Genomic DNA, 16,795 nt, shown 5'->3' on the forward strand with positions numbered 1-16,795 from the left:
TCATACATTCTTTATCAATACTATTTTTTCATTTAATTTATCAAGATACATTTGTATAGCTCCAATTGCTGTCAATACATTTGTAGCTTTTTTACTCATGTACTTGTCCAGGGATATTATATTTAAGTTTAGTTTCTTGGCAGCTTTTTCACAGAGATTTCCATGTCCTATGGATGTAATTAGTACAGTTTTTATTTTTGTTCTTTCAACAACTTCTTTTAATCCAGAGTATATCTGGTCAATCTGTTTTTTTTCAATATATTCTGCTAATTTAATAATTTCTTCATCTTCAAGGGAATCCAAATCTGCACATACTAATCGGGCAAGTCTACGTTTGCATGATATAATGTCCTTTTTATTTCCATCAGGTGTTGGGCAGGTGTATTCGTCCTCTTCAATATTGCCCAGTATCCTGTGAACATCAGCAGTAATAGAAAAAAGTTCGCTGCTTACACGAGTATTCTTATTGTGTATGGGAACTGTATGTACAATTGAAGTTAAATTTGTACGAAGCATACCAGTATATATTAATTCACCTGTTGAAAGACGTTCTAAATCAGTATGTCCCAAGGCATATTCCTTATGATTTTTTATGGGGATAATGTCTGTTGTTGTGGAACCTATGTCCATAAAAATACAATCTTTTTCGATATATTTTATTATTTCCGCTGTACCAATCCAATTCGCAGCAGCTGCACTTAATGGATTTTTTTTAAGTTCATCATAAGTTTTTAAACCATCAAACGTTACAAAATATACTATTTTTTCATTAAATACTTTTATAACTTGGTGGGATATGTCTAAAACTCCTTCTTTTTTGCTTGTGTATCCATCGGCCAGTTCTGCAGTCATTGAAACACATATTACATCAATATCTGGATCATTTTCTGTTAATTTATGTAAGCATTCCTGAAGCTGGGTATTGTTTTTCCACATTGGAAAATATTCTCTATCATTTTTCATGGAAATTATTTCATCATTTTTTAATTCGATAATTGTGCAGTCTGTATTTGCACCACCAATGTCTAATCCTAAAATTTTCATAATAACATTACCTAAAAAATTTTCCTTGTTTTTCAAATGTTAGTTCAACTGTTTTATTATTTATAACATAATCTATGATGCCGTTTGTTAAATTTTGATTACAAATCTTTTGTAAAACTATGTATGGCGTGGTTATTCTTGAATTTATTTCAATGAAAACTATTTTTTCTTTTTGAATAATGTAATCAATTCCTATAAATCCTTTTAAACCGGGAATACTATTAACAATTATGTTTGAAATTTCAATTATTTCCTTTTCTAATGGATGTTTTATTGGAGTTTCACAACCAATATATTTTATTCTATTATCGTTTTGTATAATTTCCTGCGAATTGATGCTTAAACAAACCATACTGTTTTCATTACATATTAAACTTACACTTATTGGTTTTCCTTCTATGTATTCCTGAACCAATAAATAATCAATATGGTTTCTTTTGTAAATATTTTTTACTTTATTAAATGAATTTTCATCAGTAATTATATATATCAAATCAGAGGAAGTCTTATCATCTGGCTTAATTATAAATTTATTTTTATTAATTTTACGTTTGATAATATCATAATCAATTTCATCAGTTTTACATTTTATGGTGTTGATTTTTAATATATTGTCAGGTACTTTGTTATACGTTAACTTTTTACTGGAACAGATATATGAAGACTTACTATCTGAGCCAATAATTGTCACATTATTATCTTCTAAAATTTTTGTAATGTTGTATTGAATTAAATCGTCTTCTGGGGCTATGAATAATGCATAGTCATAGTCTTTAGAATTATTTTTCAACCATGTAAACAAATCATCATCAAGATATATTGATTTTAGATTTTCATAATCAAAGGATTCAATACTCCTGTTAATCAGATAATAAATGTCAAAAAAAGGATTATTATCCAAATCATCCAATACGCTTTTTAACATATTAAATCCTTCGGATAATAAAGTTTCATTTAAACAAATGCTTGAATATTCAAATACAAGTAATTTCATAAAACAACCTGTTAAAGTACAATATCTCCAATTGCTTGGAAATTTATTCCGGCTTCTCTAAATTTATCGCTGTCTAAAATTGGTTTTGTTGAAATAACTAGTTTATCTTTTACTTGTTCCGGTTTTAATTCTTTATACATGTCATGATCTGTCATTATGATAATACAGTCACTTTTCAAAGAGTCTTCATAACTAACTGAATCAACATTGAATGTTTCAATAACTTCTTTTTTGACAATCGGATCATTAGCAACAACTCTGTATCCGTTTTTGATTAATAATTCAATTAATTTTTTTGAAGGTGTTTCTCTAACATCATCCACATTACCTTTATATGCTATCCCTAAAATACTTACAGTAGATATTCCATCATTAAATTTGGATAATATGCTTAAAACATGGTCTGGCATACTGTCATTTATTAATCGTGAATCAGAGATTAATTTGGCCGTTTCACCATATTTTTCAGCAATTTCAATTAGGAAATAAGGGTCAATTGGAATGCAGTGACCACCCACTCCAGGTCCTGGTGTATGTAAATTTACTCTTGGGTGGTAATTAGCAGCGTTGATAACTTCATTGGCATTCACATTAATTTTTTCACAAATTTTAGCTAATTCGTTACTCAAAGCAATATTCACATCCCGATACGTATTTTCCATTAATTTAACCATTTCTGCACTTGTAATATTTTTTACTTTAATTATTTCTCCTTGGGTAATATATGAGTATAATTGTGCCGTTAAATCAGCGCTTTTTTCATTGAAACCTCCAATTATCCTTGCATTATGAGTCATTTCAAAAATGGTATTGTTGGGTAATGCTCTTTCAGGACTGTATGAAAGATAAAAATCTTCTCCACATATTAATCCTGATTCTTCAAGTAATGGTTTGATAACATTTATTCCTGTTTCGGGTGGGACTGTACTTTCTATAATTACAAGATTACCTTTTTTGAGTCCTTTTTTAATACTTTCACAAGCAGAAATCACATAAGTTAAGTCTGCCTTTTTATTTTCAAAAATTGGTGTTGGAACGATAACGATAATTATGTCACAGGTATTGGCAACATATTCTAAATCGGTTGTTGCAGATAAATAATTGTTTTTCACAGCATCTTTAACTAATGAATTTAGACCCGGTTCCTCAAAATTACAAATTCCTTGGTTTATGTTATTCACAGTGTTTTCATTAACATCCGCGCCTAAAACGTGGATGTTGTTGTTAGCTAATATGGCAGCAGTAGGTAAACCAATATGTCCTAAACCGAATATTCCTATTTGTTTATTATCAAAATTCATCACAATCATTTCCTATCATGTTCGTTGTTTAAATTTTTTAATTATAATGCTCTTATTTTTCAAATTAGTTTTTTCATCAATAAATTCGGGCAAACCATTGTAAAAAATCTGTTCAATAATCTGATTTTTATTTTCATTTTCAAATTCTTCAACTGTAATATCATTAGTTATATTTTTCATCAAATATCCTTCAAAATCCACTATCGTATCGGATGATTTAATTTTTAGTCTGTTATTTTCAAAAGCATCCTTAATTATGGAATATATTTTTTCTGAGCTATCTCCATTTCCATATGGATTAACGGCATTTGCCATTTTTTCATATACTTCTTCATTATTTAATATACTTTCAATGTTGTATTTAATTTCTTTTTCTTCTGTTCCGGCCAAAATATTTCCACCTGCAGAAATAGTTTCTGGTCTTTCTGTATTATATCTTAATGTTACACAAGGGATATTTAATGTAATTGATTCTTCCTGAATTCCTCCAGAATCTGTTAGCACTAAAGAACTTTTTGATAATAAATATAAAAAATCCAAATAACCCAAAGGTTTTGTTATCTGTATGTGTGATGATTTAAGCATTTGTTCATATAAATCATTTTCTTCCAGTGATTTTTTTGTATGCGGATGAAGTGGGAACACTATATTATATTCCAATTTAAGTAAACTTCTAACTATATTTTTTAATCTTTCGGGATTGTCAACATTTTCGGCCCTGTGTAAAGTTAATACGATATACTTATCATATTTTATGATATCTTTAACACCACTTTTTTCTATAGCAATTTTTAAATTCCTTTTGCATGCATCGACAATAGTATTTCCTGTAACATGAATATCTTTATGATTTATTCCTTCATTTTGTAAGTTTATAGCATTTTCTTTAGTGGGTACAAAAAATAAACTTGAACAATTATCAGCAATTATTCTATTATTTTCCTCAGGCATGTCTTTATCGAATGATCTAAGTCCTGCTTCAACATGTCCTACAGGGATTTTTAGTTTATTTGCAGCTAAAGCACCAGCTAAAACAGCATTAGTATCTCCTTGAACTAAAACGATGTCAATTTTTTCATCAATTAATATTTTTTCAAGCTCCGAAATGATAATGCTTATCTGTTTAATTGCAGTATTTGAACCGATACCTATATTATAGTCAGGTAATGGCAAGTTCAAATCAATAAAAAATTGTTTAGACATTTCATCATCAAAATGTTGTCCGGTGTGAATAATTACACATTCATCATCATGTTTATTAATTTCATCAATAAGGGATGACATTTTAATAATTTCGGGTCTAGTTCCCAGTACAATTCCTATTTTCATAATATCACTTAATGTCCTTGAAGTAAATCGATAATTTTAGCATCAGCATATTTTTCTTGTTCGTTAATCATAAATTCTTTTTTTAATTCTTCTATAAGTTTTTCTTTTGAATATTCATGTTCCGTGAATTTGATATTCTTGTAATTCATATCACTTAAGATTAATCCATTAGCTGGTGCAGGTCTTAATCGTATAGTTTCTCTTAATTCTATTGGCTGTAATAATCTTTTGATATCTTCAGTTTCCAGTTCGTTTTTACCAACCATAATCAGGGAGGTAACCATTTTTCTTACCATATTCCATAAGAAACTTTCACCAACAACAGTAAATAATATGACATTATCTTCGACAGTCATGTCCATGTCAAAAATCTTCCTATTGGGATTTTTTTCATGTCTTTTTGAAAAATTTCTGAAATTGTGTTCACCTATAAAATATTTCATAGCTTTTTTCATTTTTTCAAAGTCTAACTGGTCAGTTTCAAATGGATTAAATGGCTGTATATATGTATATGTTCTAGATAGAGGAAATCTTACTTTAAATCCATAAGGAACTTTTGCTTCACCAATTATTTTAATATCTTTCGGTAATAATCCATTTAAATAATTGATTCTAATAGTTTCATCAGTAATAAATGATATTACATTTCCTGTAGAATGGACTCCCTTATCGGTCCTACCTGCAACAGAATAATGGGCTTTCCATGTATCTTCAATTACTCCCGCTTCAAAAAAAGCTTTTAATAGTTCTCCTTCGACAGTTCTGTAATTGGGTTGTCGTTGATATCCATGGAATTTGCTTCCAATATATGCTATTTTTAATGCAACTCTTCTCATTTAATACCAACTCAATTATTTTTTTATTATTAATAAGTTATGTTAATTATAATTTAAATTATTTTAATTTTTTAGAAAATTAAAAATATTTGATTTAATAAACTATAATTTAATAAGCCATAATGAGTTGATTTAATGATAATTATACCAGCAGTTGATTTAAAAAATGGAAAATGTGTTCAATTAGTTCAAGGTGAACCTGGAACGGAACAAGTGATAATAGATAATCCGGATGAAGTAGCAATGAACTGGATTCAAAAAGGTGCTAAACGTTTACATGTAGTAGATTTGGATGGGGCTTTAGGTAGTGGTGAAAATTTAAACATAGTTAAGAAAATTATTGAAAAATCACAAGTTCCTGTTCAGATGGGTGGTGGAATTAGAACATTAGATGATGCAAAAAAATTATTGGATGCTGGAATCACCACGGTAATTATTGGAACAATGGCAATTAAAAATCCGGAATATATTGAACAATTATCTGAAGAATATGGTTCAGAGAGAATTTGTGTTTCTTTAGATAGTAAAGATAATAAAGTGGTAACACACGGGTGGACAGAATTCACGGATAAATCACCATTAGAATATGCTAAAATTTTTGAAGAAAAAGGTGCAGGTTCTATTTTATTTACCAATGTTGATGTTGAAGGTTTATTAAAAGGAATTGATTTAAAGCCAGTTAAAGAATTATTGTCAAATTTATCCATACCAATCATATATTCTGGTGGAATAACTTCTTTAGATGATTTGAAAGTATTATATGATTTGGGAACAGATTATGTTGTTATAGGTTCTGCTTTATATAAAGGAGTAATAAACTTTGAAGATACAATTCAATTTCAGAAATAGGGGCGGATATTATTAAAGTAATGGCTTCAGGAACATTTGATATCATTCATCCAGGGCATGCTTTTTATTTGGAAGAAGCAAAAAAATTAGGTGGTGCTGGTGCAGAATTGTTTGTTGTTATTGCAACGGACAAAACAGTTGAAAAACACAAAAGAATTCCAATAATGAATCAAGAACAAAGGGCAGAAATGATTTCTAAACTTAAAGTTGTTGATGATGTATTTATTGGTGATGAAAATGATCCTTTTAAAATAGTTTTGGAGAAAAAACCTGATATAATTGCTATTGGTCCGGATCAAAATTTTTCACCAGAAAAACTTCAAAAACAATTACAATCTATGGGACTTTCTTGTGAAGTGGTTAAGATAAAGGATTATAAAAAGTTTGAATTAGATAGTTCATGTAAAATAATTAAAAAAATCAAAAGAACTCATTTCGATGAAAAAGTTTTTGATGATTGTGAATAATACAAAATTTAATATAATATATTAAATAGATATATAAATATTATATTTTAATAACATTTTAAGGAGATATCTTCATGGTAGCAAAGAAATATTATGATACATTATTAGAAATTACTGAAATTATGGATGAAAAAGGACGAGGAATGGATGAAAAAGAAAAAAGTGGTATAATTTATATTCGTAATGAACCTGAATATTACACAATAGGTACTCGTTATTATGATGAAGAAATTGCAAAATTCTTAGATGAAGTAGTTGATGATTGGACTGGTGAAGAATCTACTCTTAAAAAGAAATCCAAAAAACGTTCCAAAAAACAAGACAAAATAGAAGAAATTTATTACTTATGGAAATTACATTTACCACAATAATTTATTCTTTTTTTTTATATATCTTTTTTTAAATAACTATTTTTACAAAAATATTTTAATAATATCATTCAAATTTAATTTTAAGAACCGCATAATTATTTTAGGGGTATGTGATTCAATGTTGGATGATATTTATAATAAATCTTTAGATAATGAAATTACTCCAGACATAGCAAATAGATTGATTCATTCTGCGAATCAATTTCAACTATTTGATACTGCAGATAATTTAAGAAAAAAAATCAATGGTGATGTTGTAACATTTGTTGTTAATAAGGCAATAGATATTACAGATAATTGTATAATCGGCTGTAAATTTTGTTCATTTAGAAATCATGAAAATTACTGGATGACAAATGAGGAAGTATTGGATAGTATTTCACAAGCAAAATCTAATGGAGCCACAGAAATTTGTTTATTTGGTGGAATAACAAAAGAAATGGGTATTAATTATTATTGTGACTTGATTAAAGAAATTAAGGATAATTATGATATTTGTTTACATGCATTATCGCCTGCTGAGGTTTTTCAAACTGCTAAAAATTCTGGAATAACTACGTATGATGCATTAAAACAGTTAAAAGATGCAGGTATGGATACTATGACTGGGGCTTCTGCAGAAATATTGGTTGATTCTATACGGGAACAAATATGTCCCAATAAATTAAATTCTCAGGAATGGGTTGATGTAATTAAAGAAGCTCATGAATTAGGAATTAAAACAACATCAACTATGATGTATGGTACAGTAGAATCATGGGAAGATAGGATTAAACATTTATTTTTATTGAAGGAAATTCAAGAAGAAACCAAGGGGTTCACAGAATTTGTTCCATTAACTTTTTTGGGTGAAAATAATGAATTAGGTAAAACATGCCATGGAGCAACAGCTATTGAAGATTTAAAACTTCATGCAATTTCCAGAATTATATTTGGGGAAAGTATTCCCAACATACAAGTTTCCTGGGTAAAACTAGGATTTAAAATGACTCAAATGGCTTTGAATTGTGGAGCAAATGATATTGGTGGAACCATGTTTGAGGATAAAATATCTATAGCAGCAGGTTCTGAATTTGGCGGTTATTTTCCTACAGAAAAAATTAAACAGGTTATTACAGATATTGGAAGGATTCCGCAAGAACGTACAACAAGATATGACCTTTTATAATTAAAAACTTTAAATGGTTCTTCCATTTTTTTTTATTTTTATTATTTACTTTCAAATTTTTAGATTTTTTAAAAATCAATTCAAAAAAAAAGATTTAAAAATGGGGAGTGGAAAAGGATAATTACAATTGTTTATTAAGCATTTTAGTTTTTTCTTGTGATGTTAATTGTTTTACGATATCTTCTGGTTTTCCATGGTCTAATAATTTTCCTTCACGCATTAATGCTGCTGAATCACAACATTCTAGAACAAAGTCCATATCGTGTGAAATAATTACGAAAGTCTGATCTAATTCTTCACGAGCATTTAAAATTGATTCTGTTACATGTCTTCTTGTAATTGGATCCATAGTACCGGTAGGTTCATCTAATATTACAATATTTGGTTCTTTGATTAATACTTGAGCAATAGCTACTCTATGTCTTTCCCCACCACTCATTTGATCAGGATATTTTTCAAGTAAGGATGCTGCTTCTTCTTCTTTAAATCCGACTGCTGTTAAAACGTGTAATGATTTCATTTTTGCGAATTCTAAAGGTAAATCTAAGCTAATAGCATCAGTAAGGTTACCTAGTATTGTTTTGTAAGGGTATAAACTGAAATCTTGGTGTAATAATCCTATGTGTGGGGTTACACGTCCTCTGTGTTGTGGTCCTTTTTTAGCAATATCTATCCATTCTTCACCTAATCTAACTTCTATTTCACCGTCACTTGGTTCAATAAGTCCGGCTATTAATTTTGATAATGTTGTTTTTCCAGCACCACTTAATCCAACGATACTTGCAATTTCGCCCTCATTAATTGTTAATGTGACACCATCTACAGATTTTACAACACCACGTGTAACTGAGAAATAATATTTCTTTAAATCAACCATTCTAATTAATGGATCACCAATTGCCACACTTTCATGTTTTTTAGGTAATGGGATTTCTTGCACAAATTTTTCAACAATTCCTTCAGGTTCACCATCTTCAAGAATTTCTCCTTTTTCTAACCAGATTACTCTATCTGATAAATCTTTAATTACTTCCGGCCAGTGGGAGTTAATTATCATGGTGATGTTTTTATCTTTAACACCGTTTAATAAAGCTTTGTGAATTACTTTTGCAGTTTTTGGATCTAATGTTCCGGTAGGTTCGTCTGCGAGGAATAACATTGGATTTTTAGCTAATTGTCTAGCTAATACAATTCTCTGTTTTTCTCCACCACTTAAATCACGTGCAACGTGGGTTGTTCTGTGTTCCATTCTTGTAATTTTTAGTAAATTAATAGCTTTGTTGATATTATCTGGATCTCTTTGATTTTCAAAGGATTGCATAATATTTTCAATAACAGTTTTTTCTTCGTATAAAGCAAATGTCCTTTGTAACATAATGGATATACGTCTTTTTACTGCTGCAAAGTCTGAACGTGAACTTTTCCATAAATTTATTTCTTTTTCTTCTAATTTTCCACCACAGGAACATGGAGAGTTAACTTTTGAAGGAACATCTACACGATGACATTTTGAACATTCTGAAACGTGGTAGATTACTTCACCTTCATCCGGTTCGTATTCTGGTATTCCCCTTAACATATTTAATAAAACGGATTTACCTGAACCACTTCTACCGAGTACACCAAGCACTTCCCCTTCATAAATGTCGATGTTAATATTTTTTAATACAGGTTCGTTATCAAATTTTTTTGTAACATTTTTTACTTCTATAAAGCTCATTAATTACACCTTATATGAGACTAATTTTATGATAAATTATTTGGTTTATTAGAATAATTAATTTCGTAGTTTAATATTATATAGTTTCTATTTCTTTTTTTAATTAGTATTATAGTTTTTGAAATATAATTTATCATTATTAATCATAACCTTTTTATAACAAAAATGAGAGATATATCACTAAAGGTTTTTTTTAAAGATGCTTGAATATTTTCGTAAGAATGATTTTATTTAAGGTGGTAAACTTGTTAACATCAGTACAAAAAGAGATATTGCAAACTCTAATTAATTTATACAGGAAATCAAAATGTACTTCCGTAAAATGTGAAAATATTGCAGAATTGATGGGGCGTAATTCGGGAACAATTAGAAATCAAATGCAATCCTTACGTAGTTTAGGTTTAGTTCAAGGAGTACCTGGTCCTAGAGGGGGATATAAACCTACACTTGAAGCTTATCATACTTTGAATATTGAAAACGATCCCTGTGAAATTCATGTACCTATACGTGTAAATGATGAATTAATATCCGATGTTTCAGTAAATAAAATAGAATTTACAAATATTATTAGACCAGGGGACTGTGAAGCTACTATTACAGTTTTAGGAGATATTAAACAGTTGGATCTTGATAATAAAATTAAAATAGGTCCTACTCCTGTAAATAATTTAACAGTTTTAGGGACAATAATTGGTAGGGATGATGTAGATAATGCTCTACTAATTAAGACAGAGGGTATTCTCAGTATACCAAATATCCAGGTAAAAGAATTATCCACTCCATTGGATTGTTCTGTGGATTATGAAGTCAATTTGGTAGAAATTTCAAAAATCATGATAGAGAAACAGATTAAAGCTATCCCAGTTATTGTAGATGATGAAATAAAAGGAATTGTAAAATATTCTGATGTTATTAAAAGTGTATCCGAAAATAATTTTGATGCAAAAGTTAAGGATTTGATGGATGAGAAGGTAGCTATTGCTAAGGAAACAAACTCATTGATGCATAGTATGTCCACAATGTATCATAAAGATGTTTCTATATTGTTATTATTGGATGAAAAAGAAAATATTACAAGTATGTTAACATTTTCAGGAATATTACGTAGGTTAGTAACATTCACTTATGATTCTTAATTATTTTTTTTTTAATTATTTTCTTTTTTTAAAATTTTATTTTTATGGAGAATTTTTTTTATGAAAGTTAAACATTTAGAAATTACAAAAGATATGTCAATCGAAGATTTTATGAAACAGTTGGAAGAATCTGGTGTTTTAGGTGCAGGAAGAATAGCTCATGCTACGAATCTTTTGGCTGATTCTATGAAAGATGAAGATACTAAAATATTTTTAAGTTTAGCAGGGCCAATGATTCCTGGAGGATTAAGAAAAGTTGTACGGGATTTAATTTATCACGGGTATGTTGATTTAATTATATCAAGCGGTGCAAATTTAACTCATGATTTGGTGGAATCCTTTGGTGGCCGACATTATATTAGTACTGGTCAGGATGATGAAACATTACAAGATAATGGGATGGGAAGAATTGCAGACATATACACAAAATCTGATGATTTCGAAATTTTCGAGGAAGAAATTCATAAGGTTTTTGAACAGATTAATGAAAAATACGATTCTATATCAATACAAAAATTTATTTATGAAATAGGTATGCTGATTGATGATGAAGAATCATTTATTGCCACAGCAGCTAGAAAAGGTGTCCCAATATTTTCTCCGGGCTTAATTGATTGTATGATTGGACTTCAATTATGGATATATTGTCAGGATCATGATTTCACAATCAGTGCTGTAGAAGATATGGCATATTTATCTGATTTTGTATATGACTCCAAAAAAGTAACTGCATGTATGTTGGGGGGAGGACTTCCAAAACATTATACTTTAGCATCAAATATTCTTACGGGAGGTATAGATGCAGGTATCCAGATTACTTTGGATCGTAGTGAAGGCGGTAGTTTAAGTGGAGCACCACTTGAAGAAGCAAAATCTTGGGCAAAAGCTAAAAAAGGTTCAAATTTAGTTACAGTTGTGGGTGATGCTACAGTATTATTCCCTTTAATTGTTGCAGGAGCACTGGATAAAATAAAATAGGTTATACTATGATTTTGGATGCAATATGTTTTGCTTTATCAGGATATTTTATGAAAACGTCTGATGAATATATAGATGAAAAAGATAATTTACCATTAGCTGTTATTACAGGAATATTATGTGTATTCTTTACATTATTGGTTTGTTCATATAATGGTGATGCTGCATGTATTTTTATAAGCATACTTGTAGGAACGGCATTAGCATTTAAAGTTGACTCTATTAATCATATAATTTCAGCAATATTATTCATAATAATATTATATTTAATAGGTATTCCACATTTTAGTTGGTTATGTTTAGTTATATGTATAATAGCAGCATATCTTGATGAAAAGGGAAATGATTTTGCTGATGAAAAAGAAGAAAATATGAAATATTTAAGCAACCTGGATAAGCTACTTAAATATCGCTACGTGTTGAAGATTTCAGTATTTGTATTATCTTTATTAACATTGATTAAAATAATAATTCCAAATACTTTTTTAGATGGTTTCCTATTTTTTGAACCAATAACAATAGTATATTTTTATTTATTTGATTTGTGTTATGAATTTTCAAACGAATTAACTGATAGATTTAATGATTTGTTCCAAAGATTCCTGAGGAGATTCTGAGTTATATATGCTTCTACCAATAATTGCTGCATTGGCGTAGTTTAATGTGTCTTTGGCTTCACCACCTTGGAAACCTACACCTGGAGAGATTATAAAAGCATCTTTTCCTACAATCTCCCTAATTTTTTTCAACCGGTCTAGTTTGGTTGCAGGAGCAACATAATTCTTTATGTCTAATTCTACTCCCATCTGAGCAATATCTAATGACACTGGTTTTAGGAATTTATCAGCGCCAGGGTGTGACATTTCGGTAAGTAAAAATATTTCCTTTCCTAATTTTTCAGCTGCTTCTTTACATGCTGTAACACTATCTTCTCCGGTAAATCCATGGACAATTATTGAGTCTGCACCATAATTCAATGTATTTCTAACTATTTTTTCGTTAGTTGCATCAATGTCTGCAACTTTAAAATCAGCAATTATTTTTACATCAAAATTATCCTTAATGTCCGTGATTATTTTTGGACCTAATGCTAAAGTAATAGGATATCCAATTTTAATAGTATCTAGGTATTGTGTGGTCTCTTCTAGTATTGAAAATGCTTTTTCTTTTTCTTCAACGTCTAAAGCTAATATGATTTGATTTTTGACTTTCATAATTATTATTATATTTTTTGTATTTAATTATTTTAATTATTATTTTGGATTATCCTACCTTGAATTGGTGATTTTTTTTTCTTATCAAATTATTTTGGGTTATATTTTTCCAAACGGGAATTTTAAATAATGAGTGATGAATTCTTTGTTAAATATAAACATATTTTAATATTTGGTTCTATTTTACTTTAAAAAAAAATCATAATATTTAAATATTAAACTACATAAAGTAATAATCATACTTTGTTATGTTAATGAAAATTCATTTGATAACGAAATATATTTTTTAAATTAATAAGTTTTTATGATATGGAGGAAAATAAAACATGCACATAATGGAAGGTTACTTGCCACCAATGTGGTGTGCTATTTGGTTTATCATTTCTGCTGTTGTAGTAATTTATGGTATAATGCAAATTAAAAAATACACTGCAGAAAATGATGATGCAATGCCTTTACTTGCACTTTCCGGAGCATTTATGTTTATATTATCATCATTAAAAATGCCATCAGTAAGTGGAAGTTGTTCTCACCCATGTGGTAATGGTTTAGGTACAGCATTCTTTGGTCCAGCAGTAACCGCAGTTTTATCAGTAATAGTATTATTATTCCAAGCTATATTATTAGCACACGGTGGATTAACAACCCTCGGAGCAAACATATTCTCTATGGGTATTATGGGGCCGGTATGTGGTTACATAGTTTGGGTAGCACTTAGAAAAGCAAACATATCTGCATCAATTTCAATGTTCTTTACAGCATTTGTAGCAGATTTAATGACTTACATAACAACTTCTGTAGAATTAGCATTAGCATTCCCAGGTGCTGACATGGGAGCAACTTTCGCTACATTCTTCGGTATTTTTGCAATTACTCAAATACCTTTAGCAATTGCAGAAGGTTTATTATCAACAGTCATATATAATTACATCGAAAACGCAAGACCTGATATTCTTGTAAAATTAGGTGTAATTTCAGAACAAGAAGCAGGAGCTAATTAAAATGGATATGAAAAATATAGTATTATTAGCAATTGTAGCTATTTTGATCATTGCTCCTTTAGTTATGTACAATGGTCATGGCGAAGATGATGGTTTCTTCGGTGGAAGTGACGATGCTGGTGGAGAAGCTATTGAAGAAAATAACCCAGATTATGAAATTTGGGCTGCATCCCCTTGGGAACCACCTAGTGGAGAAATCGAAAGTTTACTTTTCGCTTTACAAGCTGCAATAGGTGCAATAATCATTGGTTATATCTTTGGTTACTGGCACGGTGGTAAAAAAGTAAATAAAAATGAATAATTATGTTAATTTCTTAGCATAATTATTTTTTTTTTTAATTTTTTTTGAGTGGTGGATATGTCAATTTTTGAAGATACTTTGGATCATTATTCAACGAATAATGAGCTATCTGAAAGTAATATTTATTCTAAAATAATATTTGCTTTATTAGCGATATTACTTAACTTAATGACTGGATCGCCTATATTTCCTTTCTTAATATTCTTACTGTGTTCTTTCTTAATATTGTATTTCGCTAAGATTCCATTAAGATTTTATGCAACTTTTATGGCAATTCCATTGGGATTTGCTATTTTATCAGGAATATTCTTAGCATTCTTAGGTACAGGGGAACAAATTTGGACTTTAGGGTTTGGAATTGGAATTACAAAAGGTGGAATAAATCAGGCTATGTTGGTATTCTTTAGAGTTTTAGGTGGTGTAGCTGCTTTAGGATTTTTAATTCTTACAACTCCAATGAATCGTATCTTTGCTATATTCCATGATTTACACGTTCCGGCAGTTATTACTGATTTAGCAATATTGATGTATAGATATATCTTTTTATTCTTAGATGTAACTGCAACAATGTATAATTCTCAAAAAACTAGATTAGGATATCATAATTATATGAGTTGGATGAAATGTCTAGCAGCTCTTGCAGGTATGGTATTCATAAGAACGTGGGAACAAGGTGAAATCTCCTACAAAGCTTTGGCTTCTAGAGGATATAACGGTCAATTAAATATGATTCGTGAAGGAGATTCCATTAAAGATGTTTCAATTAGAGATTGGATATTAATTATATTATTTGTAATTTTATCAGTATTTGCAATAATTAAATTAGGTAATTGGACTATATTTTAATTAAGTAATATTTGGGAGATATATTATGGCACAAACAATTTTAGAAGTAAAAGATTTACATTATAATTATCCTGATGGGACACAAGCTATCAAAGGTATTGATTTCAAAGTCGAAGAAGGGCAGATGATATCAATATTAGGTCCTAATGGGGCAGGAAAAAGTACTTTTTTCTTACATTTTAATGGAATTATAGAACCTACGAGTGGTCAAATTATCATTGAAGGCGAACCATTAAAATATGATAAAAAAAGTTTACTAAAGGCAAGAGCAAAAGTAGGAGTAGTATTCCAAAATCCGGATGATCAATTATTTGCACCTACAGTTTACGAAGATGTTGCATTTGGTCCTATGAATATGGGTCTTGATGAAGAAGAAGTTAGACGTCGAGTTGAAACTTCATTAGAAAGAGTTGGAATGTCTGAATATGCTCAAAAAGCTCCACATCATTTAAGTGGAGGTCAGAAAAAACGTGTTGCTATTGCAGGTATTCTTGCAATGGAACCTAAAGTAATGGTTTTAGACGAACCTACCAGTGGGTTAGATCCTAATGGTGCTTCAGCAATTATGCAATTATTATATGATTTAAATGCTGATGGAATGACTATTATTGTTTCAACTCACGATGTTGATTTGGTACCAATGTATTCTGATAACATAAATGTTTTAAGAAAAGGTAAAATTTTAAAACAAGGTACTTGTCGTGAAGTATTTGGTGATGAAAAGGTCATTGAAGATGCAGATTTAAGGTTACCTTGGGTAGGCCAAATATTTGAAATGTTAGAACAAGAAGATGACATAGTATTTGGTGATGATGGATATCCATTAACCGTAGCAGATGCTCGTGAAACTTTACTTGAAAAATTATGATTATTTCATAATTTCTTTTTTTGATTTTTGAGTTTAATGATTCTTGATAATACTTTTAATATAATATGGTTAATAATAAATTTTTAATATTTATTAATTGTATGTGTGTTAATTTTATCTAAGTTTTTTTTGAACTCATTTTCTCCACCACTTTTTATACGTTTCATACATATTATTTTTATTTTGGTATTTTTTAAAAAATATAATTACTATGATTTACATACTATATTACAGATAAAATGATTATTTAAACAACTACTTTTAATTTATAATCATATTTTTTTATTCAAAAATTAAAGGAGGATTGAAATATGCCAGAGGGAATTGATGTAGATTACTTTCAGGGAATAATTAAAAAATTAGAAAGAAAAG

General features: G+C 29.3%; 18 protein-coding genes. 11 read left to right on the top strand and 7 right to left on the bottom strand.

All coding sequences use genetic code 11. The annotated features are described in order from the left end of the window. The 5 genes from QZZ11_RS03265 to truA are packed head-to-tail and all read right to left on the bottom strand — an operon-like array spanning position 1 to position 5,504. On the bottom strand, positions 1 to 1,044 hold the full coding sequence (locus QZZ11_RS03265; RefSeq protein ID WP_292473581.1) for a hydantoinase/oxoprolinase family protein: 1,044 nt from the start codon (positions 1,042 to 1,044) through the stop codon (positions 1 to 3). Positions 1,045 to 1,051: 7 nt separating this feature from the next. Continuing rightward, positions 1,052 to 2,038, bottom strand: coding sequence for an ATP-grasp domain-containing protein (locus QZZ11_RS03270; RefSeq protein WP_292473583.1), 987 nt, complete (start codon positions 2,036 to 2,038; stop codon positions 1,052 to 1,054). 11 nt (positions 2,039 to 2,049) lie between these two features. After that, on the bottom strand, positions 2,050 to 3,339 hold the full coding sequence (locus tag QZZ11_RS03275; RefSeq protein ID WP_292473585.1) for a nucleotide sugar dehydrogenase: 1,290 nt from the start codon (positions 3,337 to 3,339) through the stop codon (positions 2,050 to 2,052). Between the two features lie 15 nt (positions 3,340 to 3,354). Then, entirely contained in the window at positions 3,355 to 4,668 is a 1,314-nt protein-coding gene (wecB, locus tag QZZ11_RS03280) for a UDP-N-acetylglucosamine 2-epimerase (non-hydrolyzing) (protein WP_292473587.1), read from the bottom strand. Positions 4,669 to 4,676: 8 nt separating this feature from the next. Then, positions 4,677 to 5,504, bottom strand: a complete 828-nt coding sequence (truA, locus tag QZZ11_RS03285) for a tRNA pseudouridine(38-40) synthase TruA (RefSeq protein ID WP_292473589.1) — start codon at positions 5,502 to 5,504, stop codon at positions 4,677 to 4,679. 135 nt (positions 5,505 to 5,639) lie between these two features. On the opposite strand from truA, the gene hisA reads away from it, so the two are divergent. From hisA to cofH, 4 genes are all read left to right on the top strand, one after another. After that, positions 5,640 to 6,353, top strand: a complete 714-nt coding sequence (gene hisA, locus QZZ11_RS03290) for a 1-(5-phosphoribosyl)-5-[(5-phosphoribosylamino)methylideneamino]imidazole-4-carboxamide isomerase (RefSeq protein ID WP_292473591.1) — start codon at positions 5,640 to 5,642, stop codon at positions 6,351 to 6,353. A gap of 20 nt (positions 6,354 to 6,373) precedes the next feature. Next, positions 6,374 to 6,820, top strand: a complete 447-nt coding sequence (locus tag QZZ11_RS03295; RefSeq protein ID WP_292473593.1) for an FAD synthase — start codon at positions 6,374 to 6,376, stop codon at positions 6,818 to 6,820. A 74-nt stretch (positions 6,821 to 6,894) separates the two neighbouring features. Further along, on the top strand, positions 6,895 to 7,191 hold the full coding sequence (locus QZZ11_RS03300; RefSeq protein ID WP_292473595.1) for a hypothetical protein: 297 nt from the start codon (positions 6,895 to 6,897) through the stop codon (positions 7,189 to 7,191). Between the two features lie 118 nt (positions 7,192 to 7,309). Continuing rightward, on the top strand, positions 7,310 to 8,359 hold the full coding sequence (cofH, locus tag QZZ11_RS03305) for a 5-amino-6-(D-ribitylamino)uracil--L-tyrosine 4-hydroxyphenyl transferase CofH (RefSeq protein WP_292473597.1): 1,050 nt from the start codon (positions 7,310 to 7,312) through the stop codon (positions 8,357 to 8,359). A gap of 121 nt (positions 8,360 to 8,480) precedes the next feature. Here the strand turns inward: cofH and atwA are convergent, their stop codons facing one another. Further along, positions 8,481 to 10,079 carry a methyl coenzyme M reductase system, component A2 gene (gene atwA / locus QZZ11_RS03310; protein WP_292473599.1) on the bottom strand — a complete coding sequence of 533 codons (1,599 nt, stop codon included), beginning with the start codon at positions 10,077 to 10,079 and terminating at the stop codon, positions 8,481 to 8,483. 245 nt (positions 10,080 to 10,324) lie between these two features. On the opposite strand from atwA, the gene QZZ11_RS03315 reads away from it, so the two are divergent. From QZZ11_RS03315 to QZZ11_RS03325, 3 genes are read left to right on the top strand one after another with little or no spacing between them, the layout of a single operon-like run. Beyond that, positions 10,325 to 11,215, top strand: coding sequence for a CBS domain-containing protein (locus tag QZZ11_RS03315; protein ID WP_292473601.1), 891 nt, complete (start codon positions 10,325 to 10,327; stop codon positions 11,213 to 11,215). Between the two features lie 60 nt (positions 11,216 to 11,275). Beyond that, a complete protein-coding gene (locus QZZ11_RS03320; RefSeq protein ID WP_292473603.1) occupies positions 11,276 to 12,193 on the top strand; it encodes a deoxyhypusine synthase in 918 nt (305 codons plus the stop codon). A gap of 50 nt (positions 12,194 to 12,243) precedes the next feature. Further along, positions 12,244 to 12,810, top strand: a complete 567-nt coding sequence (locus QZZ11_RS03325) for a hypothetical protein (RefSeq protein ID WP_292473604.1) — start codon at positions 12,244 to 12,246, stop codon at positions 12,808 to 12,810. Here the strand turns inward: QZZ11_RS03325 and pyrF are convergent. Then, complete coding sequence (gene pyrF / locus QZZ11_RS03330; RefSeq protein WP_292473605.1) at positions 12,760 to 13,407, bottom strand: orotidine-5'-phosphate decarboxylase; 648 nt, start codon at positions 13,405 to 13,407, stop codon at positions 12,760 to 12,762. The genes QZZ11_RS03325 and pyrF overlap by 51 nt on opposite strands. 326 nt (positions 13,408 to 13,733) lie before the next feature. Here pyrF and QZZ11_RS03335 point away from each other — a divergent pair, with 326 nt between their 5' ends. The 4 genes from QZZ11_RS03335 to QZZ11_RS03350 are packed head-to-tail and all read left to right on the top strand — an operon-like array spanning position 13,734 to position 16,423. Further along, on the top strand, positions 13,734 to 14,408 hold the full coding sequence (locus tag QZZ11_RS03335; RefSeq protein WP_292473606.1) for an energy-coupling factor ABC transporter permease: 675 nt from the start codon (positions 13,734 to 13,736) through the stop codon (positions 14,406 to 14,408). Between the two features lie 7 nt (positions 14,409 to 14,415). Continuing rightward, complete coding sequence (locus QZZ11_RS03340) at positions 14,416 to 14,709, top strand: energy-coupling factor ABC transporter substrate-binding protein (RefSeq protein WP_292473610.1); 294 nt, start codon at positions 14,416 to 14,418, stop codon at positions 14,707 to 14,709. A 57-nt stretch (positions 14,710 to 14,766) separates the two neighbouring features. Further along, complete coding sequence (cbiQ, locus tag QZZ11_RS03345) at positions 14,767 to 15,555, top strand: cobalt ECF transporter T component CbiQ (RefSeq protein WP_292473607.1); 789 nt, start codon at positions 14,767 to 14,769, stop codon at positions 15,553 to 15,555. Positions 15,556 to 15,580: 25 nt separating this feature from the next. Then, positions 15,581 to 16,423: an ATP-binding cassette domain-containing protein gene (locus QZZ11_RS03350; RefSeq protein ID WP_292473608.1), complete on the top strand. Its 843-nt coding sequence runs from the start codon at positions 15,581 to 15,583 to the stop codon at positions 16,421 to 16,423. Positions 16,424 to 16,795: the final 372 nt, after the last annotated feature.

Source organism: Methanosphaera sp. (assembly GCF_016282985.1).
GTDB lineage: Archaea > Methanobacteriota > Methanobacteria > Methanobacteriales > Methanobacteriaceae > Methanosphaera.